Source organism: Vibrio sp. 1401, from assembly GCF_033340295.1.
In genome coordinates, this window is the sequence record NZ_JAWOWF010000027.1 from 29,622 (window position 1) to 56,267 (window position 26,646).

At 43.7% G+C, this 26,646-nt stretch carries 28 protein-coding genes and 2 pseudogenes; 9 read left to right on the forward strand and 21 right to left on the reverse strand.

Features of this window, described 5'->3' with window-relative positions:
* The 8 genes from R7Z77_RS14555 to R7Z77_RS14590 all read right to left on the reverse strand — a co-directional run bounded on the left by R7Z77_RS14555 (position 1) and on the right by R7Z77_RS14590 (position 6,660).
* Positions 1-924, reverse strand: coding sequence for a WavQ (locus tag R7Z77_RS14555; protein ID WP_104975766.1), 924 nt, complete (start codon positions 922-924; stop codon positions 1-3).
* A 2-nt stretch (positions 925-926) separates the two neighbouring features.
* On the reverse strand, positions 927-2,018 hold the full coding sequence (locus R7Z77_RS14560; protein WP_045402576.1) for a DegT/DnrJ/EryC1/StrS family aminotransferase: 1,092 nt from the start codon (positions 2,016-2,018) through the stop codon (positions 927-929).
* Entirely contained in the window at positions 2,015-2,578 is a 564-nt protein-coding gene (rfbC, locus tag R7Z77_RS14565) for a dTDP-4-dehydrorhamnose 3,5-epimerase (protein ID WP_104975765.1), read from the reverse strand. The genes R7Z77_RS14560 and rfbC overlap by 4 nt, the downstream gene beginning before the upstream one ends.
* Positions 2,575-3,459, reverse strand: a complete 885-nt coding sequence (rfbD, locus tag R7Z77_RS14570; protein WP_104975764.1) for a dTDP-4-dehydrorhamnose reductase — start codon at positions 3,457-3,459, stop codon at positions 2,575-2,577. Before rfbD ends, rfbC begins: the two co-directional genes overlap by 4 nt.
* A complete protein-coding gene (gene rfbA, locus R7Z77_RS14575) occupies positions 3,452-4,333 on the reverse strand; it encodes a glucose-1-phosphate thymidylyltransferase RfbA (protein WP_104975763.1) in 882 nt (293 codons plus the stop codon). Before rfbA ends, rfbD begins: the two co-directional genes overlap by 8 nt.
* A 19-nt stretch (positions 4,334-4,352) precedes the next feature.
* On the reverse strand, positions 4,353-5,411 hold the full coding sequence (rfbB, locus tag R7Z77_RS14580) for a dTDP-glucose 4,6-dehydratase (RefSeq protein ID WP_318136725.1): 1,059 nt from the start codon (positions 5,409-5,411) through the stop codon (positions 4,353-4,355).
* Positions 5,412-5,551: 140 nt separating this feature from the next.
* Positions 5,552-6,259, reverse strand: coding sequence for a 3-deoxy-D-manno-octulosonic acid kinase (locus R7Z77_RS14585; protein ID WP_104975761.1), 708 nt, complete (start codon positions 6,257-6,259; stop codon positions 5,552-5,554).
* Positions 6,260-6,264: 5 nt separating this feature from the next.
* Positions 6,265-6,660, reverse strand: coding sequence for a diacylglycerol kinase (locus tag R7Z77_RS14590; RefSeq protein ID WP_038893825.1), 396 nt, complete (start codon positions 6,658-6,660; stop codon positions 6,265-6,267).
* 177 nt (positions 6,661-6,837) lie between these two features.
* On the opposite strand from R7Z77_RS14590, the gene R7Z77_RS14595 reads away from it, so the two are divergent.
* On the forward strand, positions 6,838-7,962 hold the full coding sequence (locus tag R7Z77_RS14595) for a glycosyltransferase family 4 protein (protein WP_104975760.1): 1,125 nt from the start codon (positions 6,838-6,840) through the stop codon (positions 7,960-7,962).
* A 59-nt stretch (positions 7,963-8,021) separates the two neighbouring features.
* Here the strand turns inward: R7Z77_RS14595 and R7Z77_RS14600 are convergent, their stop codons facing one another.
* Together R7Z77_RS14600 and R7Z77_RS14605 are read right to left on the reverse strand one after the other, a co-directional pair.
* Entirely contained in the window at positions 8,022-9,068 is a 1,047-nt protein-coding gene (locus tag R7Z77_RS14600; protein WP_104975759.1) for a glycosyltransferase family 9 protein, read from the reverse strand.
* Between the two features lie 28 nt (positions 9,069-9,096).
* Positions 9,097-10,011: a glycosyl transferase family 90 gene (locus R7Z77_RS14605; protein WP_318136726.1), complete on the reverse strand. Its 915-nt coding sequence runs from the start codon at positions 10,009-10,011 to the stop codon at positions 9,097-9,099.
* 122 nt (positions 10,012-10,133) lie between these two features.
* Between R7Z77_RS14605 and coaD the strand changes: the two genes are divergently transcribed.
* From coaD to R7Z77_RS14620, 3 genes are read left to right on the forward strand one after another with little or no spacing between them, the layout of a single operon-like run.
* The gene (coaD, locus tag R7Z77_RS14610) at positions 10,134-10,634 is read left to right on the forward strand and encodes a pantetheine-phosphate adenylyltransferase (RefSeq protein WP_045368180.1); all 501 of its coding nucleotides are present in this window, start codon (positions 10,134-10,136) and stop codon (positions 10,632-10,634) included.
* 27 nt (positions 10,635-10,661) lie between these two features.
* Positions 10,662-11,642, forward strand: a complete 981-nt coding sequence (locus R7Z77_RS14615; RefSeq protein ID WP_213964885.1) for a glycosyltransferase — start codon at positions 10,662-10,664, stop codon at positions 11,640-11,642.
* A gap of 20 nt (positions 11,643-11,662) precedes the next feature.
* Entirely contained in the window at positions 11,663-12,427 is a 765-nt protein-coding gene (locus R7Z77_RS14620; RefSeq protein WP_213967901.1) for a glycosyltransferase family 25 protein, read from the forward strand.
* A 6-nt stretch (positions 12,428-12,433) separates the two neighbouring features.
* On the opposite strand, the gene mutM is transcribed toward R7Z77_RS14620, so the two are convergent.
* The 6 genes from mutM to R7Z77_RS14650 form a co-directional block, all read right to left on the reverse strand.
* Entirely contained in the window at positions 12,434-13,243 is an 810-nt protein-coding gene (gene mutM / locus R7Z77_RS14625; protein WP_104975754.1) for a bifunctional DNA-formamidopyrimidine glycosylase/DNA-(apurinic or apyrimidinic site) lyase, read from the reverse strand.
* A gap of 102 nt (positions 13,244-13,345) precedes the next feature.
* Positions 13,346-13,822, reverse strand: coding sequence for a hypothetical protein (locus R7Z77_RS14630; protein WP_318136727.1), 477 nt, complete (start codon positions 13,820-13,822; stop codon positions 13,346-13,348).
* 272 nt (positions 13,823-14,094) lie between these two features.
* Entirely contained in the window at positions 14,095-14,265 is a 171-nt protein-coding gene (gene rpmG, locus R7Z77_RS14635; protein WP_004410866.1) for a 50S ribosomal protein L33, read from the reverse strand.
* A gap of 13 nt (positions 14,266-14,278) precedes the next feature.
* Complete coding sequence (gene rpmB / locus R7Z77_RS14640) at positions 14,279-14,515, reverse strand: 50S ribosomal protein L28 (RefSeq protein ID WP_005384783.1); 237 nt, start codon at positions 14,513-14,515, stop codon at positions 14,279-14,281.
* A gap of 302 nt (positions 14,516-14,817) precedes the next feature.
* Positions 14,818-15,492: a RadC family protein gene (radC, locus tag R7Z77_RS14645; RefSeq protein ID WP_025768320.1), complete on the reverse strand. Its 675-nt coding sequence runs from the start codon at positions 15,490-15,492 to the stop codon at positions 14,818-14,820.
* Between the two features lie 114 nt (positions 15,493-15,606).
* Positions 15,607-17,280, reverse strand: a complete 1,674-nt coding sequence (locus R7Z77_RS14650; protein ID WP_318136728.1) for a methyl-accepting chemotaxis protein — start codon at positions 17,278-17,280, stop codon at positions 15,607-15,609.
* A 193-nt stretch (positions 17,281-17,473) separates the two neighbouring features.
* Between R7Z77_RS14650 and coaBC the strand changes: the two genes are divergently transcribed.
* The 3 genes from coaBC to R7Z77_RS14665 all read left to right on the forward strand — a co-directional run bounded on the left by coaBC (position 17,474) and on the right by R7Z77_RS14665 (position 20,392).
* On the forward strand, positions 17,474-18,673 hold the full coding sequence (coaBC, locus tag R7Z77_RS14655) for a bifunctional phosphopantothenoylcysteine decarboxylase/phosphopantothenate--cysteine ligase CoaBC (RefSeq protein WP_017820705.1): 1,200 nt from the start codon (positions 17,474-17,476) through the stop codon (positions 18,671-18,673).
* A 171-nt stretch (positions 18,674-18,844) separates the two neighbouring features.
* Positions 18,845-19,435, forward strand: a complete 591-nt coding sequence (gene slmA / locus R7Z77_RS14660) for a nucleoid occlusion factor SlmA (protein ID WP_005395778.1) — start codon at positions 18,845-18,847, stop codon at positions 19,433-19,435.
* A 6-nt stretch (positions 19,436-19,441) separates the two neighbouring features.
* A complete protein-coding gene (locus R7Z77_RS14665) occupies positions 19,442-20,392 on the forward strand; it encodes a Kdo(2)-lipid IV(A) acyltransferase (RefSeq protein WP_033905948.1) in 951 nt (316 codons plus the stop codon).
* An 84-nt stretch (positions 20,393-20,476) separates the two neighbouring features.
* On the opposite strand, the gene pyrE is transcribed toward R7Z77_RS14665, so the two are convergent.
* Both pyrE and rph read right to left on the reverse strand, forming a co-directional pair.
* On the reverse strand, positions 20,477-21,118 hold the full coding sequence (gene pyrE / locus R7Z77_RS14670) for an orotate phosphoribosyltransferase (RefSeq protein WP_213964889.1): 642 nt from the start codon (positions 21,116-21,118) through the stop codon (positions 20,477-20,479).
* 104 nt (positions 21,119-21,222) lie between these two features.
* Positions 21,223-21,939: a ribonuclease PH gene (rph, locus tag R7Z77_RS14675; RefSeq protein ID WP_017634994.1), complete on the reverse strand. Its 717-nt coding sequence runs from the start codon at positions 21,937-21,939 to the stop codon at positions 21,223-21,225.
* A 184-nt stretch (positions 21,940-22,123) separates the two neighbouring features.
* Between rph and R7Z77_RS14680 the strand changes: the two genes are divergently transcribed.
* The gene (locus R7Z77_RS14680) at positions 22,124-22,990 is read left to right on the forward strand and encodes a YicC/YloC family endoribonuclease (RefSeq protein ID WP_005384776.1); all 867 of its coding nucleotides are present in this window, start codon (positions 22,124-22,126) and stop codon (positions 22,988-22,990) included.
* A gap of 170 nt (positions 22,991-23,160) precedes the next feature.
* A complete protein-coding gene (locus R7Z77_RS14685; protein ID WP_064377023.1) occupies positions 23,161-24,384 on the forward strand; it encodes a tyrosine-type recombinase/integrase in 1,224 nt (407 codons plus the stop codon).
* A gap of 231 nt (positions 24,385-24,615) precedes the next feature.
* On the opposite strand, the pseudogene R7Z77_RS14690 reads toward R7Z77_RS14685, so the two are convergent.
* The 3 genes and pseudogenes from R7Z77_RS14690 to galK form a co-directional block, all read right to left on the reverse strand.
* Positions 24,616-24,972: pseudogene (locus R7Z77_RS14690) on the reverse strand (transposase); the annotation flags it as partial.
* 72 nt (positions 24,973-25,044) lie between these two features.
* Positions 25,045-25,212 (reverse strand): annotated as a pseudogene (locus R7Z77_RS14695) (IS256 family transposase); the annotation flags it as partial.
* 202 nt (positions 25,213-25,414) lie between these two features.
* The gene (gene galK, locus R7Z77_RS14700) at positions 25,415-26,575 is read right to left on the reverse strand and encodes a galactokinase (RefSeq protein ID WP_064377021.1); all 1,161 of its coding nucleotides are present in this window, start codon (positions 26,573-26,575) and stop codon (positions 25,415-25,417) included.
* Positions 26,576-26,646: the final 71 nt, after the last annotated feature.

Here is a 26,646-nt window from a genome sequence, read left to right on the forward strand (position 1 = left end):
CTAATTACCAGAATAAAAATAGTTTTCTGTTTCTTGCACAAACTGACAAACTAGCTTAGTTGATTCATCGTTCAATGACTCAATTCTCTCCTTCAACATAGGGACCGTCTCGCGTGCCCACTCCAGCTCAGACTCATCGGTACCATAAGCAATACCATACCTCGAGACCTCATCTGGAAACCAAGCCTCTTTAGATACGCCGTCTTCGGGAACCACAATAGATTCAGCGCCACTCAACACAGCAAAGTGTGAGTATGCTGTATAATCGTCATAGCAAATAAAACGCTTAGAGCGCTTTAATAGTTTTGCTGTCTCTATATGACTAAGACCATCAACACAAACAAAACTAGGATCATGGATAAAAGGCTTTGATTTGCCCTTCCTTACCATATAAGTAGAGATATCTCTATCTACTTCTTTATCTATCTCGTAAATGTCAGTAGGGAAGTACATAACTTTCAGAATCGTTTCAGATAACTTTGACTCAGGGTAAGTAAAATCACTAATAGCTGAGTGATAGCGAAAACAAAGCTCCCCCTTCGTATAAAAGATATCTTTAATAATGTGTCCGGGGTGATGTAAATACCATCGAACAATATTTTTGGCGTTCAATGGATTGCCAAAGGCAATTTCTGAATATACAACGACACTAGATTTATTCTTAATTAAATTTTTATCTCTCAGCACTGGCGTATTCCATGCTGGATTAACATGGAACTTCTTCAGTTTAGCTCGAGTTGCTTTAATAAACGAAGATAAGATCTTTCTAGGAGAATCAAGATTTACCTTTTCCATTACTCGCGGATGAAGAAAGGCTTGATGGTCTGTGTGCTCATTTATAAGGTGAACTAAGCGATGTAGTACAACACATCCTCCTGAGTTCTCATTATAACTTGGAGCATAAATAATAAAGTTAACTTTCATACTTAGTCATCCAAATTAATAATACTTACAATTTCTGCTAGTTTTTCATCTTCTAAATCATGATAAATAGGTAAGCAAAGGATACGTTTACTTATGTCTCTACTCACATCACACTGGATGTTTAAACTATTCAAAGCTTCAACCATATCTAAACTGGGGTAGAAATATCTTCTCGTTAATATCCCAAGATTATCTAATCGACTCTTCACTTCTAATAACAGTTTTTCGTTATCAAATAGAACTGGCATATAAGCACCTAGATTTAAGGATTGCTCGTGCCATGTCTGGAATTTGATACTCGGCAAATTTAACTTTTCTTTATATAAAGAGATAATTGCTTTTCTTCTATCAATGATATTGTGTACATCATCAAGAACACATAAACCCATTGCAGCTTCAAACTCATTCATTTTAGCATTCGTCCCTAGCCCTTCAATTGTATCTGGACCAGTGATACCAAAGTTAATTAAGTTCCTAACCTTTTCTGCGACCTCATCATTTTCAGTAATGATCGCTCCCCCTTCAATAGAGTGGAATAGTTTCGTAGCATGAAAACTTAAAGTACTAATATCACCATATTTCAAGACACTTTGTCCTTTATATTGGACTCCAAATGCATGAGCTGCATCATAAATAACCTTGAGGTTATGTTTATCAGCAATACTTTTCACGATATCAATTTCACAAGGATTACCAAAAACATGAACAGGCACGATCGCTGAGGTGCTATCTGTGATTAGGTCTTCTATACGCTCTGGATTTATATTGAACGAGTCATCTTTAATATCAGCATAGATTGGTGTTAAGCCTTCCCACATTATCGTACTCGCCGTTGCTGCAAAACTAAAAGGAGTCGTAATCACCTCTCCTTTTAAATTCAGAGCTTTATACGCGACCTGAAGGGCGAGTGAACCATTAGCGACAACAATGACATTTTTTACACCTAAGAATTTCGCTAAGCGCGCTTCAAGCTCTGATACGAGTGGCCCTCTGTTCGTCAACCACCCAGCCTCATAAATTCTATCTATGTAGCCTTTATACTTGTCTCGGGAAGGTAAGTAAGGCTTTGTTACTGGCACAACATCTTTATTCATAACACAACGTCCAACGGTTGAATCTTACCAAACTGCTGACCATCGCTGTCTTTTGCAGAAAGCGAGGGAATAAGGCCATCTCGCAGCGGCCAATCAATGCCTAACTCAGGATCATTCCAAGCAATAGAAACCTCTGCCTCAGGGTTGTAGTAGTCGGTACATTTATATACAAATTCTGCTTCTGGACTAGTGACATAAAAACCATGCGCAAAACCAGCCGGTACCCAGAGTTGACGTTTATTTTCCGCAGACAGATATTCACCAACCCATTGACCATAAGTCGGAGAGCCTTTGCGGATATCGACAGCAACATCAAAGACTTCTCCAGATATCACGCGTACCAGTTTTCCTTGTGTGTTTGCAGTTTGAAAATGCAGTCCTCGAAGGATACCTTGCTTTGACTTTGAGTGGTTATCTTGAACAAAAGGAGTAGGTTGCCCCGTAACTCGCTCTTCAAATTGCTTCTGGTTCCACGTTTCCATAAAAAAACCACGCTCGTCACCGAACACCTGAGGCTCGATAAGTTTCACATCAGGAATTGCAGTCGAAATTACCTTCATTCTTGGAATGCCTTCATATTTTTTAAGGCGTTTTGCCACAAACTAGGGGTAATGGAGAAAACTTTCTCTATCTTTCTACAATCCAACCTTGTGTCTGGTGGCCGTTTCGCTGGTGTTGGGTATTCATGAGTAGGAATCGGATTTACTACCACTTTTTTATCAGAACCAATTTGAGATACGATATTAGAGAAAATTTCTTCTGCAAATTGAAACCAGCTTACATAAGGAGTGCCTGAGTAGTGATAGATACCGGAGAGATCATCATCGGACCTCAACATCTTCTCCATCATAGTAATTAACACACTCGCTATATCCCCTGCATAGGTTGGTGCTCCGACTTGATCGTCCACGACACTGATTTCATCTCGTGTACTGGATAATCTAAGCATAGTCTTTACAAAGTTATTACCAACTTCACCAAATACCCAAGACGTCCGAAGAACAGCATATCGAGAACAAAAAGCGACGACATTTTTCTCACCTTCAAGCTTACTTTTGCCATAAACACTCTGAGGGTTTTCAGCATCGAGCTCCGTATATGGTTTGTCACTTTTACCATCAAACACATAATCCGTTGAAATATGCAGCATAAGCGCACCTACTTTGGACGCAGCTTTAGCAAGGCTTTCAACAGCATCGGCATTAACGGCATAACACTGCTGCAAATCTTGCTCAGCTTTATCTACAGCAGTATAAGCTGCCGCATTAATTATCACATTTGGCTGCACGGACTCAACACAAGAAATAACGCTATTTGAGTTTGTGATATCAAGTTCTTGCCGATCAAACGTAAACAGCTCAACATCCACTCTTTGCGTTAGTTGAGACACCAAACACGTCCCGACCTGCCCACGACTGCCAATAACAAGGACTCTAATCATCTTCGTTAGACTCCGATGCTAAACGTAATAGATACTGACCATATTCATTTTTAGACATCGGTGTTGCAATACGTACAAGGTCTTCACCAGATAACCAACGGTTGCGCCAAGCAATTTCTTCTAAGCAGGCAATTTTTAGCCCCTGAACTTCTTCAATCGTTTGAACAAACGAAGAAGCTTGATGCAAACTCTCGTGGGTACCAGAATCCAACCAAGCAAATCCTCGGCCCAATAACTCAACATTAAGAGATCCATTTTCTAGGTACATCTGATTTATCGCCGTAATTTCTAGCTCACCACGTTCAGAAGGCTCGATTGTTTTTGCCCACTCGACAACACGATTATCGTAAAAATACAATCCTGTAACCGCGAAGTTTGACTTAGGCTCTTGAGGCTTCTCTTCAATAGAAAGCGCTTTCATATTTGCATCAAACTCAACAACCCCAAAACGTTCCGGATCTTTTACTTGATAACCAAAGACAGTCGCTCCAGATGTTTGGTTAGCGGCACTTCGTAATGTCTGAGAGAAAGATTGACCATAGAAGATATTGTCGCCTAACACCAAGCAAACCGAATCATTTCCGATAAACTCTTCGCCAATAATAAATGCTTGTGCTAATCCCTCCGGTTTTTCTTGAACTGCATAGGTCAATGAAATACCAAAATCAGATCCATCACCAAGTAAACGCACAAAGCCCTCTTGATCCTCTGGAGTCGTGATAATTAATATTTCTCTGATACCCGCTAACATCAAAACCGATAATGGGTAATAAACCATTGGCTTGTCATATACTGGGAGGAGTTGCTTTGAAACACCACGAGTAATTGGATATAGACGCGTTCCAGAACCACCAGCAAGGATAATACCTTTCATTTTCTTACCTTATTCTAAATTATTGACCAAGACGCTCTAAGCTGTAGGAGCCGTCTAAAACACGTTGCCACCATTCTTTATGCGCTAAATACCACTCAACAGTTTTACGCAGACCAGTCTCAAAGGTTTCTTCTGGTGTCCAGCCTAATTCACGTTCAATTTTAGAAGCATCGATAGCGTATCGAACATCATGCCCTGGTCGATCTTTTACATAAGTAATTAAATCTTGGTAATGCGAAATGCCTTCAGGCTTATTTGGTACAAGCTCTTCTAGGATCTCGCAAATTGACTTCACAACATCAATGTTTGCTTTTTCATTGTGACCACCAATATTGTATGTCTCCCCAATAACGCCTTCTGTCACGACTTTGTAGAGCGCTTTGGCGTGGTCTTCTACAAATAACCAATCACGGACCTGCATACCATCGCCATATACTGGCAGTGGTGAACCTTTTAATGCATTTAAGATAATTAAAGGAATCAGTTTTTCAGGAAAGTGGTATGGACCATAGTTATTGGAACAGTTAGTCACAATGGTCGGAAAGCCATACGTTCTTAACCAAGCTCGAACAAGGTGATCACTCGACGCTTTCGATGCTGAATACGGTGAAGATGGTGCGTACGAGGTTTCCTCTGTAAACAAATCATCTGTTCCCTCTAAGTCACCATATACCTCATCTGTTGAGATATGGTGGAAACGAAAGGCCGCTTTGTTAGCGTCATCAAGCTGACTCCAATATCCACGAGCCACTTCTAATAGGGTATAAGTACCAACAATGTTAGTTTCAATAAAAGCAGCAGGGCCATCAATAGAGCGATCGACGTGAGACTCTGCCGCTAAGTGCATAACTGCATCAGGCTGGTGCTCTGAAAACACACGCTCTAGCGCGACACGCTCGCAGATATCCACTTGTTCAAAAGCATAGCGCGCGTGGCTGGACACCTCGCTTAAAGATTCAAGATTACCTGCGTAGGTCAGTTTGTCTAAGTTAATCACCGAGTCTTGCGTATGATTAATAATATGGCGAACAACAGCAGAGCCAATAAACCCTGCACCACCTGTCACTAAGATTTTCATTTTAAATTTATATCCACATTTACGGGCTATTTGGCATCGGTACAATTGCACGCGAGCACAGCAGAATATTTTCGGTCGAAGTTAACATCCTCATTAAACTGAGTGACTACGACAAACTTACCTTAGCCCTTTTGTTTCACTTAAGACTGATTGTAACCTAACATCAAGGATTCAAAGTCATCTTCAGACCAATGAATTTTCCGTTTACCAAGCTCTTTTCTAAATGAGCGAAGAAGACGATTCAAGTTTCGTTCTTTCCATTGTTCCCCAGATTGCTGCTTACACTTGTCAAAATCGATAATCCAGACCTTACCTTCACTATCTAGCAGGATATTGTGAATATTCAAGTCGGTATGATTAACACCAACATCGTGCATTTTACGGATTTCTAGGCCGATTTTTTGGTAGTCTTCATTAGATAAGTTTTCCACCTGTAGCTTATCAACGAGATCGCTTGCCTCTGATATTTTTTCACTCAATAAGTCTGCTCGATATAACAAACCTATTTGTTCTACTTTAGCGGCAATAGGGCGAGGAACATTAACGCCAGCGCTACGTAGTTTTTGGAGCAGAACGAACTCAGCGTAACTGCGAGTTCGCTCCAAGCCTAGGAACAAATATTGGTCCCGGACAATCTTTCCGAACAAACCACCGCGGTGATAATGTCGTAATGCAGCAATCGTACTCTGAAGCTTGATAAACCACGTAGTACCTCTCCCACTAGCGTTGCCAACGATGGCATTGCAACTGCGCCAGTAGTTAATCTCAAATAAACTCTCTATGGGCTCAGTGACCAAGCATTCGTCGTACCATACATGCGTGTTACTTTCTTGATAGTGCTTCATCATGCCCCTCAGAAAAAGAGAATATAAGACCATGTAAAGGCTGCAAACAACAACGCGACAAAGACAGCGGCAGAACCTATGTCTTTTGCTCGACCACTTAACTCATGTCTTTCCACACCAATCCTATCTACAACCGCCTCAATTGCAGAGTTAATCAGTTCAACAATCAACACCAAAACGACAGTGCCGAGCATCACTATACGTTCTATCTGAGAAACATCTAACCAGCAAAGCAGCAATACAGAGACAATGAGCAGTGCCAATTCTTGTCGAACCGCGGCTTCATGCTTTAAGGCGGCCTTTAAGCCTTGAAGTGAATAGATACTGGCTTTTAAAATCCGTTGAATGCCCGTGTTTCCAGGCTTTCCTGAAACGGCTTCTGTTTTCTGCTTGTCCTTATCCACTTGAATGTCTCGTGATCACATCATAGCGTCATTTTACATTGTTCTATTTGAGGAACAATCTAGTAAGGCTTTTTTACCGTTCTTCAATGACACGGCACCTCTTTGATTGGCTTCTTTCAGAAAATGAAGGCTTCAAGTAACATAACACCCAATACCCAACAAATTGCTGGATTACTTATGAAGATTGCACTGGTCCATTTAAGACACGCATACTCAGGCGGAGTAGAGCTGTACCTCAATCAAATGGCGAGATACATGGCAGAGAAAGGAGAAGATGTCACTATCATCTGCCGCTCTCATGCTGATACTCCTCCACACCCTAACGTTAAGTTTGTGAAACTAAGTGGTTTTAGTATTGGCAAAAGCCACCGTCTTTGGAAATTTGCGAAAGCGGTAGAGAAACACGTTAAAGAGTCTGATTATGACTTGGTGTACGGCCTAGCTCACGCGTGGACACACGATGTGTTGAGAATTGGAGCAGGCACAAGCCTTCATATGGCGCGATCATTAAATAAACCAATGCGAATCAAAGATAAAGTGACACATCTGATTGAGCAAAAAGCAATGACCCCTGGCGCCTACTACCATGTCATTAGTAATTCACGTAAGAGTGCTCAGGAAATCCAAGAAGCTCATCACGTACCTAAAGAAAAAATCACAGTAATCCATAACTTTGTCGATACGAAACGATTTGATGCACAACGAGTCGAAAAAGAGGCTTTAGAGCTTAAGCAACAAATGGAGCTTGATCCTAACAAGCCGATTTTCTTATTTTTAGGTACTGGCTACGAGAGGAAAGGGCTAAAACAAACTCTCACTGCATTTACCAAACTGAACATTGATGCTCAATTGGTGATTGTTGGTCGAGAGACTCACGAGGGCGAGTACATTAAATTTGCGGAAAACCTTGGGATACAAGACAAATGTAAGTTTATGGGGGAAGACAAACGACCAGAGCTCTACTTTACGCTGGCTGATTGCTATGTCCTGCCAACTCTCTATGAACCTTTTGGCTTTACGGTAATCGAATCTCTCGCATGTGGCACACCATCTATTACCACTGAAAACTGTGGTGCGAAAGAGGTTCTCAATCCAGAAGTGTCGAGCGTCATTGGATCTGAGGTGAACCCAGATGAACTAGCAAAAGCGATGGCGTTCTGGGCTGATAAAAAACGTACGACCAATGTGAGTGAACAATGCAGAGCATTAGCCTTAACAATGGATGTCGACACTGTACTGGAGAAAAACTACCAACAGCTGTTGGCGGTATACAAAATGAAGCAGCAGTCAGCAAACACCTAATTTGGATTTAGCTGACGCACTTGTAAAATCGTATTACTCTCTTAGCTTATTATTGTTGGCTAAGAGAGATTCTCTAACACTTTATCGAGCTTTTCTTGCACCTGCTCTACGGTAATTGCGGCCATTAAGTTATCCCCTTTAGCACGCGTGCCCCATGCAAGTGAGTCTACGGACTGACCTTTTTGTTCTTCAACATGTTGTTGGTAGACACTCGCGACATTTTCCAAATCGTTATAAGGTCCAGTACGTCTAGGATCACTATGCGCATATAAACCAATCACAGGTGTCATTTGAGTCGTCGCCAAGTGAGCGGGACCGGAGTCAGGGCTAATAACAACAGTGGCTTCACGCAATACAGCGGTCAGTTGCTTTAAACTTGTTTCACCGACGATATTAGTGACGGGCTGCTCGCACAGTGACTCAATTTTATGTGCCAATTGCTTTTCTCTTTCCGCTGGTGAGCCACATAGGATCACATGAAGTCCCAAAGACGATGCGTAATCGGCGATAGCTGCGTATCGCTCCACTAACCAGTTACGAGAGTCCTTGCTTGCCGCAGCAGAAATCACGACACACTTTCGACCTCGGGTAATACCTTTAGCGTAATCGACTGATTCACTGGGTAATGGGATATTCCACGTTGGCTGGCTGAATGGAACACCAATATACTTAGCAAATTCAGCCATGTTATCTAAGACATGCATTGCCGTTGTATTAGGTAAGTGACGATTAGTGAACCACCACTGCCCTTCTCTTGTTCTATTCTTGCTAAAACCCACTTTGTACTTTGCTTGAATGCCCAAAGACAAAACACTCGCTCTCAAGGCTGCCTGCATGTGCAGCAAAACATCAAATTTAGTGCCCTTTAGCTGTTTCCACACAGCCTTCATCCCTTTAAGGCCTTGTGACTTATCAAAAACAATCACATTAATGTCGGGCAAATCACCAATCAGTTGCGCCTCTATTTTGCCGGTAATCCAAGTTATCTTGGTTTGCGGCCAATGCTTTTGAATAGCTTGAACCACTGCGATCGCGTGGCAAACATCGCCAATGGCCGACAAACGCAATACACACAAATGAGACGGAGGTGAAGTGAATAAACTCATGATAATTTAGGCTTTTGGTTTAAGAGCATTACTGACATAGCTTGAAGTATTTCTCGAGCGTCTTGATACAGATTAAGCTTTCCAATTGTTCATCCTGAAATTGGGCCACATGTCGATGCGCATTTTCAATCATGGTTTCAGCTTTATCTGGGTTTTCAAGGTAATAATTAATTTTCTCGTCAAAGTCAGACCAATCATCTTTCACTTCAACATAATGAACTCCTGGTTGTAGCGTACCTTCCATAAACCACGTTTCAAAACGCATCTTAGGCGTCACTACGACAGAGTTCGAAGACATTGCCCACTTCAAATTAGTTGCAACATCGTTACCTTCAAGACAAATGATAAACTTGTACTTCAATTGATCTTGAATGGACATAAATTCTTTTTGCCATTCTGGGTGCTCTTGAGAAGGGTTAGATTGACCAGCATCCATCATAGGGTTGTCAAACATTGCTTCCATAAATCGAATACGATGGACCCGTTTCACAAAACCACGGAAAACCGCCATATCTTTCTTATCGTGAAAGCCTAATGCGTCGTTTACAAACTGGAAGTGTCTACGCTTGTTGAGTTTGAACAGAACTGAATTGTCGTTGTTACCCTCAATCGGCCTAGCCTTATAAAGCGTTGGGCAATCTTCTACGGCGACTTCATCCCCAAAGTAATAACAAAACGGATTAGTATCAGGGAAATAACGGAGGAACTCTTTAAGATCATACGTATATGCACTTTGACCTTTATGTGAGAAACAACTCAAACTGGTCGATTTACTGGAATCCAGCTCGCTCGGAGTATTTATTTTACAATAGTAATCCACTCGCTCTTGGACTAACTCCATTTGACCTTGAAACTTCTTTTCTAGTTTGTTTTTGTTGTAAGCAAAATACGCTTGTGGAGCAATGGTCAACAGCAGGTTTTTTATATAGTAAAAAAGTTTCATTAAAACGTTATGCCCTTATCACACCTATGTTTGTAGATGTTATCTATTCTCGAGTCGATGATGTATCATACTACTACTTTTAAGCGTTTTTTGACACTTTTGACAAACACAACGAGCTGCATATGAAACAACAAGGTCATAGTGCCACACACGTCATTTATCCGGGAACTTTCGACCCTATTACAAACGGCCACCTTAACCTCATAGAGCGCGCAGCCAAAATGTTCGACTCTATCACTATTGGTGTTGCCGCTAGTCCTTCTAAAAAAACGATGTTCACGCTGGAAGAGCGTGTACAGCTAGTAGAACGCTCTATTAGCCACCTTTCAAATGTCAATGTAGAAGGCTTTACTGGTCTACTAGTCGATTTTGCAAAAGCGCAAAACGCAAACATTCTCATTCGAGGCTTAAGAACTACCGTCGATTTCGAATATGAGTTCGGCTTAACCAGTATGTATCGAAAGCTATTGCCGGGACTAGAAAGTGTTTTCCTTACCCCAGATGACGAGTACGCATTCTTATCCTCTACGATTGTGAGAGAGGTGGCTTTACATGGTGGTGAAATTAGCCGATTTGTCCCTGCTCCCGTTGAACTCGCACTTGCTCAAAAAGCCAAGAAATAATTACTCGAACAAAAGAAAAGAATTTCTATGAACGTATTAATTGTGTGTAAAGGCACGCTACCCCCTGTAACTTATGGTGGTACAGAACGCGTTGTTTGGAGCTTAATGAAAGCGCTTCATCAACTGGGTCATAGCGTTTACATTCTTAACCCTGAACCTATGACATGCGATTGGGCGACATGTATTACCCAGCAACCAAACCTATCTATTGATGAACAAATTCCCGACGAAGTTGATGTCGTTCACTTCCATGTCGGTGGCAGTTGCACTAAAAAGCCTTATGTCATCACTCGTCACGGTAACAACACCGTGGCCCAAAAAAACGATCCTAATTCAATTTTCGTTTCTCAAAAACACGCTCTGAACCATGGTTGTGAAGCCTTTGTATACAATGGCCTAGATTGGAGTGATTATCATCAGCCCAATTTAGAACTGAATAAAAGAGATAACCGCTATCACTTCCTTGGCAAAGCCGCTTGGCGTTTAAAAAACGTGCAAGGCGCAATAGATATTACGAAAAAAGCCAATGTCGCTTTGGATGTTTTAGGTGGACATCGATTGAATTTTAAAATGGGATTTCGCCTCACTTTAGATCGCCATGTTAAATTTCACGGCATGGTTAACAACACAGAGAAGTGTACAGTACTCGAGCGCTCTAAAGGCTTGATCTTTCCTGTTACTTGGGAAGAACCATTTGGCTTAGCCATTACAGAAAGCCTGTTTATGGGGACACCCGTGTTTGCCACACCATATGGTTCACTGCCAGAGTTAATTAACGCGCCAGAGTTTGGCTCATTATCAAATATTGAAGATGAACTAGCGGACGCAATTAAACATGGAAGCTACAATCCAAAACTGTGTCACGAATACGCTCGAGACACGTTTGATCATATTTCAATGGCCAAGGCTTACATAGAGAAGTACGAAAAAGTACTCAATGGAGAAGCTCTGAACCAGTTTCTTTCTGAGCCAGTAAAACAAATAAAAAAATTACCTTACTTTAGATAGAACACCAATTCTGAGTCACTATGAAAGCATTTTGTATCACTTTAAAAGGCTGTGAAGACAGGCAAGAGACAACATTAAACACCCTAAAGAGAATCGGTTTAGATTGTGAGGTTTTCTACGGCGTCGATGCACGTAAAGACACTCATCCTTTATTGGGTCACTTAGATAGCCGCCAGTTTGAATTCAACATGGGACGCCCATGCATCATCGGTGAGGCGGGATGTTATGCGAGCCATTACCTACTCTGGCAAAAATGCGTTGAGCTCAACGAACCTATCATCATTTTTGAAGATGATCTCAGCATTGAAGACGAATTATTCCTAAACACATTGAAGGCCGTTGCCGAAAATATCGAAAGCTGTGGGTATATTCGTCCAGAAAACACTAGTAATCGCGGCATGTTCTACGATGTGAAACAATATGGTTCTCAAAGACTGGTTAAGTATCTAAAAGTACCACAGTGTACAACCTCTTATGCTATCAGCCCTTCGGCGGCACGAGCATTTATTGATGCAAGTAAAACGTTCCAATTCCCTGTAGACGTCTTCCTGCGTAATACCTGGTTGCACAGGCAAGCAATGTTTGGAGTAAGGCAGGCAGGCTTACGTGGAGGCAATAAGCCATCGGTTATTGGTAATAGAAAACGCCAAGGCGATAAAGATTATCTCGTTGCTACAATGAAACTGCTTAATAAAGCAAAAAGTATGACGCTAAATTTAGTGATGAATGGTTACCACCTCATCAAAATGGGCCGAGAATACGGCCCAAAGAAGTTTAATAACTAAAGCAGTTTACTTCTGACATTCCCCGCAGAAGAAGGTATTACGTTGGCCTATTTTCTGCTCTTGGAGAGCTTCGCCACATTCTGGGCATGGCTCTCCGGCTTTTCCGTAAACTAATAACTCTTGTGCGAAATAACCCGGTTTGCCATCTGCTTGGGCGAAGTCTTTCAGTGTGGTTCCGCCTTGTTGGATGGCGATCTCTAGCGTGGCTTTGATGTTCTCCACCAACAATCGCCATTCCTTCTTAGTTAGTTTTCCTGCAGGGCGAGTGGGATGAATGCGTGATTTAAACAATGATTCGTTGGCGTAGATATTTCCGACTCCGACGACGATTTTGTTGTCCATGATGAACTGCTTAATCGCTACGCGCTTACCTTTGGCTTTCTCTGCTACGTAGTCCGCGTTGAACTCTTCAGTTAAAGGCTCTGGTCCCATATTACCTAAAACTGCATGTGGCTCATTGGGTGCGCTCCACAGCCATGCGCCAAAACGACGTGGATCGTTGTAGCGCAGCACTTTGCCATTACTCAGTTTGAGATCCACATGATCGTGTTTTGCTGGAGGAAAATCAGCATCTAACACACGCAGTGAACCCGACATACCTAAGTGAACAATCGCAGTTCCTTCGTCCGTTTCTATCAACAGATACTTAGCGCGGCGACTGATGTTACGAATCACCTGCCCTTCTAGCTTTTTAAGCTCTTGCGGGATATCCCAACGCAGTTTCGGGGTTCTAAATACAAATGCCTTGATCGTTTGGCCAATCATATGTGGGCTGATGCCCATTCGGCTTACTTCAACTTCAGGTAATTCAGGCATTTGATTCTCCAATTCACCGGCTAATAGTTCTCGCTGCTAGCATAATCGAAAAGAAAAACGATAAATAGGGAAGCTTATTAGGGGTATAGGCGCAAAAAGGCTCTACTCTGGCATAAGGTAGTTTTCATCGACGGAGATAGCGACCCATTTGTCTTGCCAGGTTTTAAATAGCCAAAAATCAGGTAAACGAAAGAAAGTCACCCGCTGCGGCTCTTCGAGATCCTGATACCAAACTTCTACCGTTTCAGGTACCGCCAGGTTAGGTTTTAAATGATCGTACTGTTCTGAGGTAAGCTCGGTCCCTTCCAATGATTGCCAGCGTGATACAAGTTCACTGATCGGTGCATCAACTTTGATGTTGGATTGCCACCGTCCACCATGCAGCTCGAACTCCCAGCCACTATAGTACAAAGACTCCACCGTATAGTCGGAGCGAAGTACATTTGGGTAAGGGTCTGCTTGATCTGTTAATAGGTAAGTTTTGATCCACATTGGCGCATTTAAGATCACTATAAATGCGATAATGCCCAGAATAAGAATATTGTTCCATCGGCGGCGACGAGCCGGACTCACACGCATAACCATCTCTACTCTCTTATCGTTATGAGTAAATTACCAAAGAGTATTGAGCTTGACTAGAACAACGGTATGCAAGTGTGTAGGGAGTGGTGACTAAGCGGCAGAGGCGATCACTCAAAAATTCGAGTATCGAGTCGGACCAGTAGAATAACTTCAGCAGTGCCTTATAACCCGATGACGTACTGAACCTTTTCTTCAGCACTTTTATTCACGTAATAAAAAACCCAACTCGAAAGTTGGGTTTTTCAATTCATCAAAGAGACTGAAACCAATTATTTGATTTTTGCTTCTTTGTACATAACGTGCTGGCGAACTACTGGATCAAACTTTTTGATCTCAAATTTGCCTGGCATGTTACGCTTGTTCTTATCAGTTGTGTAGAAGTGGCCTGTACCTGCAGAAGATACTAGACGGATTTTCTCACGAACGCCTTTCTTTGCCATTGCTTATTTCCTCTTAAACGTTTTCGCCACGTGCACGCATGTCTGCAAGAACAGTATCAATACCTTTCTTGTCGATGATGCGCATACCTTTAGCAGATAGACGTAGTTTAACAAAACGTTTTTCGCTCTCTACCCAGAAACGATGAGTTTGTAGGTTCGGCAGAAAACGACGCTTAGTAGCATTTCGTGCGTGTGAACGGTTGTTACCCGTTACTGGACGCTTACCAGTTACTTGGCATACTCGTGACATGAATGTCTTCTCCAAAATCGTTTCAGCTCGATATCAACCTTGGTGGCCGAACCTCTCTATCTCTCGAAAAGAAGTTAGAGGTTAAGAACCGCTATGGAAAATCCATACAAGGCTATCAAAGGTCGCGCATTATACTAACTTGATATGCATTGCTCAAGACCCGAACAGATCCTTTTTACAGGTTTTCGTGATCTTTTTTTAGACAGCAGATTTTTTTAGCAGTCCAAGCTGAATTCAGTTAAAAATTTAGTGGCGTGGATGATAGCAGATTTTTAGCAACTAACAACCTAAAAAACGCACAGTTATATCCAGCCTCTTTCAGCAAAAGAGACACTTTCCCCATCTCCGATGACGAAATGGTCCAAAATACGAATATCCACCAATGCTAATGCGTCGGTGAGACGCCTTGTAATCCTTCTGTCAGCTTGGCTCGGCTCAGCAACCCCTGAAGGATGATTGTGCGCCAAAATCAAAGCCGCCGCGTTATGATGCAGAGCACGCTTGACGACTTCTCTCGGATACACCGACGCTGCATCCAACGTTCCTTCAAATAAAATTTCATCTTTTATCACTCGGTGCTGGTTATCGAGAAAAAGAATATAAAAAGCCTCTCTTTGCCGATCCCTTAAAATAGAAGACAGATATAACTTAGTTTGGTCGGGGCTGGTTAAGGCATCACCACGCTTTAGCGTCTCCGCCAAGTAACGTTGTGTCATTTCTAGTACAGCTTGCAATTGAACATACTTGGCTTGCCCTAATCCTTTGTGACGACAAAACTCTTCTTCTGATGCTGAAAATAGTTGTCTGAGCGAACCAAAGTCTTGAATAAGGAAGTCTGCGAGCTCAATCACGTTCATTCCGCGGGTGCCTGTGCGCAAGAAGATGGCCAGTAGCTCAGCATCGGTCAAAGCTTGCGGCCCTCGTTGCAGTAGCTTCTCTCTGGGCATGGACTCATTTGGCAAAGCTTTCAGTATCATCTGATGTCTCTTTATATGGAAAGTGTCCCTATTCCACAAAACAAAAAGCGAAAGTCGAGTATGACTTTCGCTTTCTTCGTACCATCAGTGCTTTCCATGCAACTTAACAGTTCATCAGAGTTTAAAGTTGCCAACCAAGCCGTGAATTTCCGTTCCAGACTGTGATAGCTGCGTGCTGATTGACTCGGCATGCTGCAACGTCTCATTAATGTTGTTCACGATCTGTTGAATAGCCACTAAGTTTTGGTTGATGTCTTCTGCAACCGCGCTTTGTTCTTCTGCGGCAGACGCGGTTTGAATACCCATATCTCGAATTGTTCCGATAGAATGATGAACACCAGAAAGAGATTGCTGAATGAGCGCAGATTCTTCCGCCGTTTTGACACCTCGTTTTTGGCTCACCGACATCGTACTGACCGCTCTTGATACACCATTTTGTAGCTGCTTGAGCATGTCGCCAATTTCATGAGTACTATTTTGCGTACGACTGGCTAACGAGCGCACTTCATCCGCAACGACGGCAAACCCTCGACCTTGCTCACCGGCTCTAGCCGCTTCAATCGCCGCATTTAGAGCCAACAAATTCGTTTGCTCGGCTATCTCGCCAATCACATCCAGCACTTTGGTTATTTTTTCGGTCTGTAAACTCAACTCAGAAGTTGCATCTGACGTGCTGTCTATCTCCGTCACGAGTTCGGTAATGCCTTCTATTGCTTGCTCAACCTCATGCTGAGCGGCGGTGACTTGACTGTTGGCATCGTCAATTGCCTGCGCGGTCGCATTAGTATTGCTGGCTACTTCTTTGGCAGTCATGCTCATTTGCGTCACTGCCGTCACGACTTTGTCCGTCTCTAAACAGTGATCCTGCATTTGACCGCTCGCTTGGCTGGTCTGAATGTTCAGGCTTTGGGAAACGGTCTGTACTGTCGTCGCAGAGCGATGAATGTCCTGCATCAGTGGGTGCAGCTTATCCATAAACTCATTAAACGCGGCCGCCACTTCACCGACTTCATCCTGACTTTCGACTTTTAAACGAGCCGTTAAGTCACCGCCGCCTGCGGCAACATCTTTTAATGAAGCCGCGACATGTTGTAATGGCTGAATGCCTTTAGACACCACGATACTGGTGAGAACACTGGTAATGATCAATCCAATAACGGAAATCAACACGGCAGATAACGTATGCTCTTTTAGCTCTTGAGTCTTTAACTCTCTGTGCATCGCAACTTGCTGGTCGATGTCATCAATATAAACGCCAGTACCTAAAACCCAGTCCCATTTCGATAGATATTCTGCATAGCCCAACTTAGGCGCTTGTGCGTCAATGGTCGGTTTGTGCCACGAGAAATAGAGGAACCCATCCCCTTTTTGAGAAGCGTCAATCAAGCCCGCAATAACTGCGACCCCATTTTCATCTTTTAAGTCGTAAAGGTTTTTACCCTCTAATGCAGGCTTGATGGCGTGCAACGTATTCACACCTTGAGAGTCGTAGGCAAAAAAGTAGCCATCGCTTTCAAAGCGCATGGCTTTCAGAATTTCTTTTGCTGCCTCTTTATTACTTCCATTTACATCCGCGTCGTATAACGGTTTTATCGCCGTCACGCCCATCATCATGTAGGCTTGTAACTCTTTCTTTTTTGTTTCGATGAGCTCTTGCCTGTCTCTTGCCAGCTCCGCTTCCAAACTTTTACTGCTGTTGATGTAATACACCACTGAGATCAACGTGGTGATCAACAACAGCGGAATTAGGGTTATCAGCAGCAATTTGTTTCGACTTTTCAACACCATGGTTTCCACTACCTCTTTTTCTTTTCAGACTTGCAAACTCCGCGCAACTTGTCTGTGAGGTAGGCGAGAATTTTCCCTTCCTCGGTCAGATTAATACTCTGGAGTTTGATGTGAATTATCTTCTCGTTATATATGCTCGGGCGGTCAGACTTTGAATTGTGTTAAAATCCGGCCATCAAATTGGAGATCTCACATGCAAACACTAGCAGGAAAGAAAATTCTACTCGGCATCAGTGGCGGTATTGCCGCGTATAAATGTGCGGAGCTAACCCGTCGCCTCATAGAGAGAGGAGCGCAAGTTCAAGTTGTAATGACGAAAGCCGCAAAAGAGTTCATTACCCCTTTAACCATGCAAGCCGTTTCGGGCCGTCCTGTCTCGGACAGTTTACTAGACCCAGCAGCGGAAGCCTCTATGGGCCATATTGAATTGGCCAAATGGGCAGATTTAGTGCTATTAGCGCCCGCGACCGCGGACTTAATCGCGCGCATGTCCGCAGGCATGGGGAACGATTTACTTACTACGCTCGTGCTCGCGACGGATTCCCCTGTTGCCGTTTCTCCTGCGATGAATCAACAGATGTATCGCAATATCGCAACCCAAGAGAACATCGCTACGTTAGCGCGTCGTGGTATGCACATCTGGGGCCCTGCGGCAGGAGAGCAAGCCTGTGGTGATGTAGGACCAGGTCGAATGCTGGAACCAATGCAGCTAGTACATCTATGTGAACAGTTCTTTCAACCAAAATTACTAGAAGGCAAGTCGATACTCATTACCGCCGGACCAACTCGCGAAGCGATTGATCCAGTGCGTTACATTACTAACCATAGCTCCGGGAAAATGGGCTATGCATTGGCGAGCGCCGCAGCGCAGATGGGAGCAAAAGTCACCCTCGTGAGCGGTCCTGTCAGTTTAAATACGCCCGTAGGTGTTGAGCGCATAAATGTTTCCAGCGCACAAGAGATGCACGAAGCCGTTATGACACATGCAAACCAGCATGATGCCTTTATTAGCTGCGCTGCCGTTGCCGACTACCGCCCACAAACGATCGCGTCTCAAAAGTTGAAAAAGACAGAAGACAACGACGAAATGGTCATTAATATGGTTAAAAATCCTGATATTGTTGCATCTGTGGCAGCAATGACGGAGAAGCGTCCGTTTACCGTCGGTTTTGCGGCTGAAACCAATGATGTAGAGACCTATGCTCGAGGCAAGTTAACGAAGAAAAACCTCGATATGATCTGTGCAAACGACGTTTCGGTTGCAGGGCAAGGATTTAACAGCAACGACAACGCGATTACCCTTTACTGGCCTGAAGGTGAACTTGCGCTCGCTTTAGAATCAAAAGAAGCATTGAGCTTTAAAATTCTCGAAAAAATGCATCAATTGATGTAACTAACGTTTGAAAACCCTGCCAATTTTTTACAAAAGCTGGCATAAATTTGGTACAAAAATGACAACTAAGGGTGTTAAATCTCCCATTCCACCCTTAGTGGTCTAGTTTGAGGCGAAATAGCGTCTTATAATCCCCTCCGCTCAACTTTGTATTTTGAAAGGAAGTAACTAATGGCCGGCAGTAAAAAATCCAACCGTCGTGAAGAGATCTTACAAGCATTAGCAGAAATGCTTGAATCAACAGAAGGCGCTTCACGCATTACTACGGCAAAACTGGCCAAGCAAGTCGGCGTTTCAGAAGCCGCGCTGTATCGTCATTTCCCAAGTAAAGCGCGCATGTTCGAAGGGTTGATTGAGTTCATTGAAGAAGCCTTGATGACACGTATCAACCGTATTCTAGACGACGAAAAAGATACACTAGAGCGTATTCGTATGGTGATGCACCTTATTTTGGCGTTCTCTGAACGTAACCCAGGTCTGACACGCATTTTGTCGGGTCATGCTCTAATGTTTGAAAATGAACGTCTACGTGAACGCATCAATCAACTCTTTGAGCGTATAGAAACACAATTGCGCCAAATCCTGCGTGAACGTAAGATTCGTGAAGGGAAGTCTTTCCCTGTCGAAGAGCGCATCCTAGCCGCGCAAATTCTGGGACAAGTTGAGGGGAGCCTAAACCGCTTTGTGCGTAGCGACTTTAAATACCAGCCGACTGCAAACTTTGACGAGTACTGGGCGCTTTTGAGTGCACAAATAAAGTAAAAGACTATGAGTAAAGACAAATACACGCAGCCCGAGTTTTCTCTTTCACTTCTTCACCCTCGTAACTGGGGCGTATGGCTTGGTTTTGGTCTGTTGGCCATCCTCGTCAATATTCTTCCTTATCGGCTGCTGCTTTCATTAGGTCGTTCACTCGGCAAACTTGGCATGCGCTACGGTAAAAAGCGTGTCCACGTTGCTCAGCGTAACTTAGAATTGGCTTTTCCAGACAAAACACCTGAAGAGATTCAACATATTGTTGAAGAGAACTTCAAAAATACCGGTATGGCACTGATAGAAACCGGAATCACTTGGTTCTGGCCGACTTGGCGCTTTAAAAACCTGATCGTCGAGAAAGATCTCGGCGCACTGCGTGAAAAAGCCAAAGAAGGTAAAGGCGTCCTACTTTGTTGTGTCCATGCTCTAAATCTAGAGATCACTGCGCGTGCTTTCGCCGTGTTAGGCGTGGCCGGGTACGGCGCGTTTCGTCCGCATAATAATCCTGCTTATAACTTTATCCAGTATTGGGGACGGACACATAACGGCAATAAACTGATTGATCGTAAAGATGTAAAAAAGATGATTCGTGTTTTACGCAGCGGTGAGCGTCTGTTCTATTTACCGGATCACGATTACGGTCGCAAAAAATCAGTATTTGTGCCCTTCTTTGCCGTAGACGATGCGTGTACGACAACAGGCACGAGCATTCTGGCGTATACCTCAAAATGTGCGATCATCCCAGGCTCAGGGTTTCGCAATGACGAAGGAAAATACGACATCATCGCCGATAAGTGCATTGAAGCCGATTATCCACAAAAAGACGAAGTCGCCGCTGCCGCTTATATGAACAAGTATGTGGAAGAAGTCATTCTACGCGCTCCAGAGCAATGGATGTGGCTCCATAAACGCTATAAAACCATGCAAGATGAGCATGTCGAGAAAGGCATTCGCTATAAGTAAGTGGTCAAGGCGATAAATCCAAAAACAAAAAAGGGCAGATGAATATCCATCTGCCCTTTTTACTTTTTCAGAAAAAGTAACCAATTAAATGCCGTATTCTGCGCGGTACGCTTTGACTGCTTCTAGATGCTCTTGGTCTGTGCCTTTCTCTTCAAGGAAAGTCACAAGGTCAGTCAGGCTAATGATTGAGATGATTGCACAACCAAAGTCACGCTCCACTTCTTGAATCGCAGACAACTCACCTTTGCCTTTTTCTTGGCGGTCAATCGCAACCAACACACCAGCAAGGTCTGCGCCATTTGCTTGAATGATTTCCATCGATTCACGAATCGCAGTACCTGCTGTGATTACGTCATCTACTAGCATGATACGACCTTCAAGCGCAGAGCCTACAAGGTTACCGCCTTCGCCGTGATCTTTCGCTTCTTTACGGTTGAAGCAGTAAGGCGTGTCGATATCGTGGTGATCCGCCAGCGCGACTGCTGTTGTCGTCGCGATTGGGATACCTTTGTACGCCGGGCCAAACAGCACATCAAACTCAATGCCAGAATCAGCAAGCGCTGCTGCGTAAAAACGACCAAGACGCGCTAGGTCACGACCAGTATTGAAAAGACCAGCGTTAAAGAAGTACGGGCTTTTACGGCCAGATTTCAAAGTAAACTCACCAAACTTAAGAACTTCTTTCTCAAGTGCAAACTCAATAAATTCACGCTGGTATGCTTTCATTATTTTCTCTCTATGTCCTTGGTTTCTTGTGTCTCTTCTCGACAATCATTCATTTCTCTATTGTCGAGATAAAAAAATAGCCCCCATAATGGGAGCTACTTAAATCAATTGGCTAACGCCGCCTTCTGCGCTGCGACAATTTCCGTAATGCCGACTTTCGCCGACTCGAGCAATGCCATCAGCTGTTCGTGACTGAACGGTTCACCTTCTGCGGTGCCCTGAATTTCAATCATCTTGCCTTCTTCTGTCATTACGACGTTCATGTCTGTGTCTGCCGCTGAATCTTCAACGTACTCAAGGTCACACAGAACATCATCACCTAGCAAACCAACTGAAACTGCCGCTACGTGGCCTTTCATTGGGTTTGCTTTTAGCTTGCCGCTATCTACTAGGTGTTGGAACGCATCGGCCATTGCAACACTTGCGCCGCTGATGGATGCAGTACGCGTACCACCGTCTGCTTGGATAACGTCACAGTCAACGGTGATCATGAACTCACCCATGGCTTTTAGATCGACAACAGCACGTAGGCTTCGCGCGATAAGACGCTGAATTTCCATCGTACGGCCGCCTTGTTTGCCACTTGCCGCTTCACGACGAGTACGAGAATGTGTTGCTCGAGGTAGCATGCCGTATTCAGCTGTAACCCAGCCTTTACCTTGACCTTTTAGCCAACGTGGCACAGATTCTTCTACGGTCGCATTACACAACACTTTGGTGTTACCGAACTCAACTAGCACTGACCCTTCAGCGTAAGCTGTGTAGTTACGAGTAATTTTGATAGGGCGAACTTGATCCGCCTTGCGATCGTTTGGACGCATGGGCATCTACCTTAAATATGAGGAGAAGACGATTTGGTTGGGCGAAGATTATAACGGAATCGATTCCGGATTCATAGGTTACGCATCTGGCACAACATAAACAATCCATACATCCCGCGCACCTATCGACGCAGCGTGATACACTCTTGAAGTAATTTTCAAAAAATGAAGACAGGAAAATTCGATGATTTACAGTATGACAGCGTATGCACGCAAAGAAGTAAAAGGCGATTGGGGTTCTGCGGTATGGGAAATCCGCAGCGTGAACCAGCGTTATTTAGAAACATACTTCCGCATGCCAGAACAATTTCGCGGATTAGAGCCCGTTTTACGTGAGCGCTTTCGTAAGCGCTTAGCGCGAGGCAAAGTAGAATGTAATCTGCGTTTTGAAGCAAACCCTGCCGCAAAAGGTGAGCTTAGCATCAACGAAGCGCTTGCTAGCCAGGTAATTAAAGCCGCTGAACAAGTCATGCACATGACTGGTGAACTGAGCCGAATCAATCCATTTCAAGTCATGCAATGGCCGGGGGTAATGGAAACGCCAGAGCAAGACATGGATGCGGTAAATAAAGTGCTACTAGAAGCGTTTGATGGCGCAATGGATGAATTTATTGAAGCGCGCGCTCGTGAAGGCGAGAACATGAAGGCGCTAATTGAGCAACGCCTAGAAGCGATCACATCAGAAGTTGTGAAAGTGCGCGCACGCATGCCAGAAATACTAGAGTGGCAACGTGAGCGTCTGTTCTCTAAATTTGAAGATGCGAAAGTAGAGCTAGACCCATCTCGCGTTGAGCAAGAGCTTATCCTTCTGGCACAGAAATCAGACGTAGCAGAAGAGCTAGACCGTCTTGATTCTCACGTAAAAGAAACAACAAACATCCTGAAGAAAGGTGGCGCAGTCGGTCGTCGTCTAGATTTCATGATGCAAGAGTTCAACCGTGAATCGAACACGCTAGCGTCGAAATCCATCAGCACCGACATCACCGCATCGGGCGTTGAACTGAAAGTTCTAATTGAACAGATGCGTGAGCAGATCCAGAATATTGAATGATTTCCATACGCCTCCATATTGTTATTTAAAGCATTTAATATCAAAAACTTAACTATAATAAAATTCCATACAGGTCCATAGAGAACCACCTTTAACCACCACCAAATGGTGGTTAAAGTGGTGGGTAAAGTAAGGTTCTGCCGATTTAATGGGTGTGGAGTTAGGTTAGGATGTCTCAGTTAACAGTTAAGAAAGTGGAAGCATTAATTAAAACTAGTGGGGATAAAACAAAGCGCTATGGTGATGGTAGTGGTTTGTATTTGGTTGTTCCCCATTCTGGCTATCCTAGCTGGATGCTACGTTTCACATCTAACAAAAAGCGCCGCGAAATGACACTCGGCAAAGTCAGTGACATATCTTTGCGTGACGCCCGACTCCTAGCTGCCGAAAAAATGAAACAAGTCCGTGAAGGGTTTGATCCGCTCATACAACGCAAGCGCGCAGAGCAAGAAAAAATAAAAACCGTTAACGACTTATTTTCAGACTGGTACCCATCCCTAGAAAAACGTTTAAAGCACCCTAACATTCCGAAACGTGTCTTCTTAAAAGATATTGCCCCTCATATCGGCGATATCCCTCTCGAGCAAGTCAACGCTCGTGATATTCGCACCACTATTAATGCCATTACTGCTGCTGGGAAACCCGCAATCGCGAATGACGCCCTTAACTATTGTAAACAACTGTTCAACCATGGAATGAAGCTCGACGTCATGCAGGGTAACCCTGCTTCTGCATTTACGGTTCGGGATGCTGGCGGTGTGGAAAAGAGCAGAGATAGAGCCTTAACTACCGAAGAACTCAAGCAGTTTTTTAATACCGCTAAACAAAACCCGATGAGCTTTACCCGTGACAACTATTTAGCATGCGCCTTACTAGTGTGCTTAGGTGTGCGTAAATCCGAGCTGTGCGAAGCCAGATGGGAAGAGTTTGATTTAGAAAAAGCAGTGTGGGAACTCCCAAAAGAACGCAGCAAAACCAATGTCGCTCTTACTATCCCTTTAGCGACAACAGTATTAGAGTGGCTTGAAGAACTGAAAGTGAGAAGCTTAGGCTCTGAGTATGTATTCCCTAGTCGCCGATCCAGTAAAAATCCACATATGGGGCCAGATACGCTTAATCGTGCGATTACCAAACTATTCGGGCATGAACCAGGTAAAAAGAAACAGCCGCCGAATCTTATGGGGGATATGCCTCACTTTACCGTTCATGATCTACGCCGTACGTGCCGCACTTTATTAGCACAACAAGGCACTCCCGGCCATGTGGCCGAAAGGTGCTTGAATCACAAGTTAAAAGGTGTTGAAGGGATTTATGACCGACATGATTATTTCGAAGAGCGGAGAGAGGCGTTAAATATGCTAGCCCTGCACATTTCTGAATTTGCAGATCTTTAAACTATCGGTCCGATCGAGTCATATCTCCGTTTCTGCTATCTAAACTATAAGCAGAAAAGCAGTTAAGTTCATCAAAGATGAAGAGTGTTGTGGGCACGCAATTCAAACAGAAACTATCTGAACATCATTAACTTGCTCCAAGCGTAGATGAATTGGACTTTTTATGTGAAGCTAAAACACCTTTCCATCTGCAATAACTCCTTTATCTTGCGTATGGTTACCAGGTTACGGTTAAATATAATCTGTCAGTCTATCTTCGAACATAATCATAAAGCGATTCAGGGCTTGTAACCAGTTTCTGATGGGCATCGTCCACTTCTTGGAAGCATCCTGGATCGCTAAGAAGATCACTTTCCTTGCCGATTCATCCGTTGGGAACAGCTTACGTTTTTTTATGGCTTTTCTAATCACACAGTTCAATGACTCGATAGCGTTGGTCGTGTTGATCGCTCTCTTGATGTCCTCAGGGTAATTAAACAAGGTATTGAGGTTATCCCTGTCGGCTGTCCAGGAACGGTTGATTTGAGGGTATTTGACGTCCTATTTATCAGAGAACATTTCTAGCGCTAACAAGGCTTCATATTCGGTCTTGGTCTTAGGCTGGAATCGAGTCTGGTACTTACGAACCAACTTGGGTTCAAAGTTCGCATCTCGGTCGCACAGCACATCAATAGGAACCTCGCCATCATCAGTGAGAATCGACTTAGATGAGTAGCCATTACGGGAGTTTGGGCTGAGTTTAGTAGCGTGCTTTTCGTAGCCAAAGTTATCATCAAGATCGGACTCTGATCTTGATTGATTTGGCAGCTTTACGAGAAAAAGCTTCAAGTGCTTTCTTATCCATGTTGTTTATCCTAAGCCTTTTTAAGGCTTAAGCTTAGACAATTACACAGAAATCAGGACAGTCTCCGACTAATTCAAAAGTCAACTACGCCAAGTTTCCGTTACTTGACTCGTCTCCTTCTCTGCTATGCCAGCATATTCCATATGCTGGCATAGCAAGCACAAGTAAGATGAGCAGCTCCGTAGCTTATTTTCCTTTAAGGATTCCAGCTCCATCGGTTGCTCTACAGACGTATATATCTTCCTTAAGGCCAGTTGCGGACTCGTATTTATTTTTAACGGCGAGTTTTAGACGCTCAACTAAATGCATAGGAACCAGAGCAACAACACAGCCACCAAAACCACCGCCAGTCATTCGCACACCACCTTGGTCACCAATCGTATCTTTCACAATTTCAACTAAAGTATCGATTTCTTTAACTGTGATTTCAAAGTCATCACGCATTGACGCATGTGACTCCGCCATAAGTTCGCCCATACGCTTTATGTCATGCGCACGAAGTGCTTGCGCTGCTTTAATGGTGCGGTCATTTTCTGTGATCACGTGGCGAGCTCGCTTCGCGACCATGTAATCCAGCTCAGACACTTTTTCATCAAACTGCTCAATAGTAACATCACGTAACGCTGCCACACCAAACGTGCGTGCCGCTTCTTCACATTGCTTACGACGCGTGTTGTATTCGCTGTCTACCAAGCCACGTTTTTTGTTCGAGTTGATTATTACAACCGCTATGCCCTCTGGCATCGGTACCGCTTCAGTTTCTAAACTACGGCAATCCAATAACATTGCGTGGTTTTCACGACCTTCTGCCGAAATCATTTGGTCCATGATACCGCAGTTACAGCCAACGAATTCGTTCTCTGCTTGCTGACCATTTAGGGCTATTTCTGTTTGGCTGATTTCTAGATTAAACAGTACTTTAAATGTTTGCCCTATCACCACTTCCAATGCAGCCGATGAGCTTAAACCTGCTCCTTGCGGAACGTTACCACTAACCGCAATATCCGCTCCAGTAAATTGGTAACCGCGAGAAAGAAGACTTTTCACCACCCCGCGAATATAGTTCGCCCACATTTGGTTAGATTGGAAGACAATCTCTTGACTGATATCGAACTCATCAATTGCATTGCCATAATCCACGGATACCACGCGTACTAGGGTGTCTTCACGTTTCGCCGCAGCGACTATCGTTTGGTAATTGATTGCACATGGCAGCACAAAACCATCGTTGTAGTCAGTATGCTCACCAATGAGGTTTACACGGCCAGGAGCTTGAATAATATGGCTCGGTGCATAGCCCAGCAATTCTTCAAAAGAGTTTTCAACATTTTGGATTAAATCAGACATAGGTGGCTTTCTCTTAAGATATAAATTTGGTGTTGGGGAAGTACTTTGAGCCTCATGTTTCATCGCAAGGT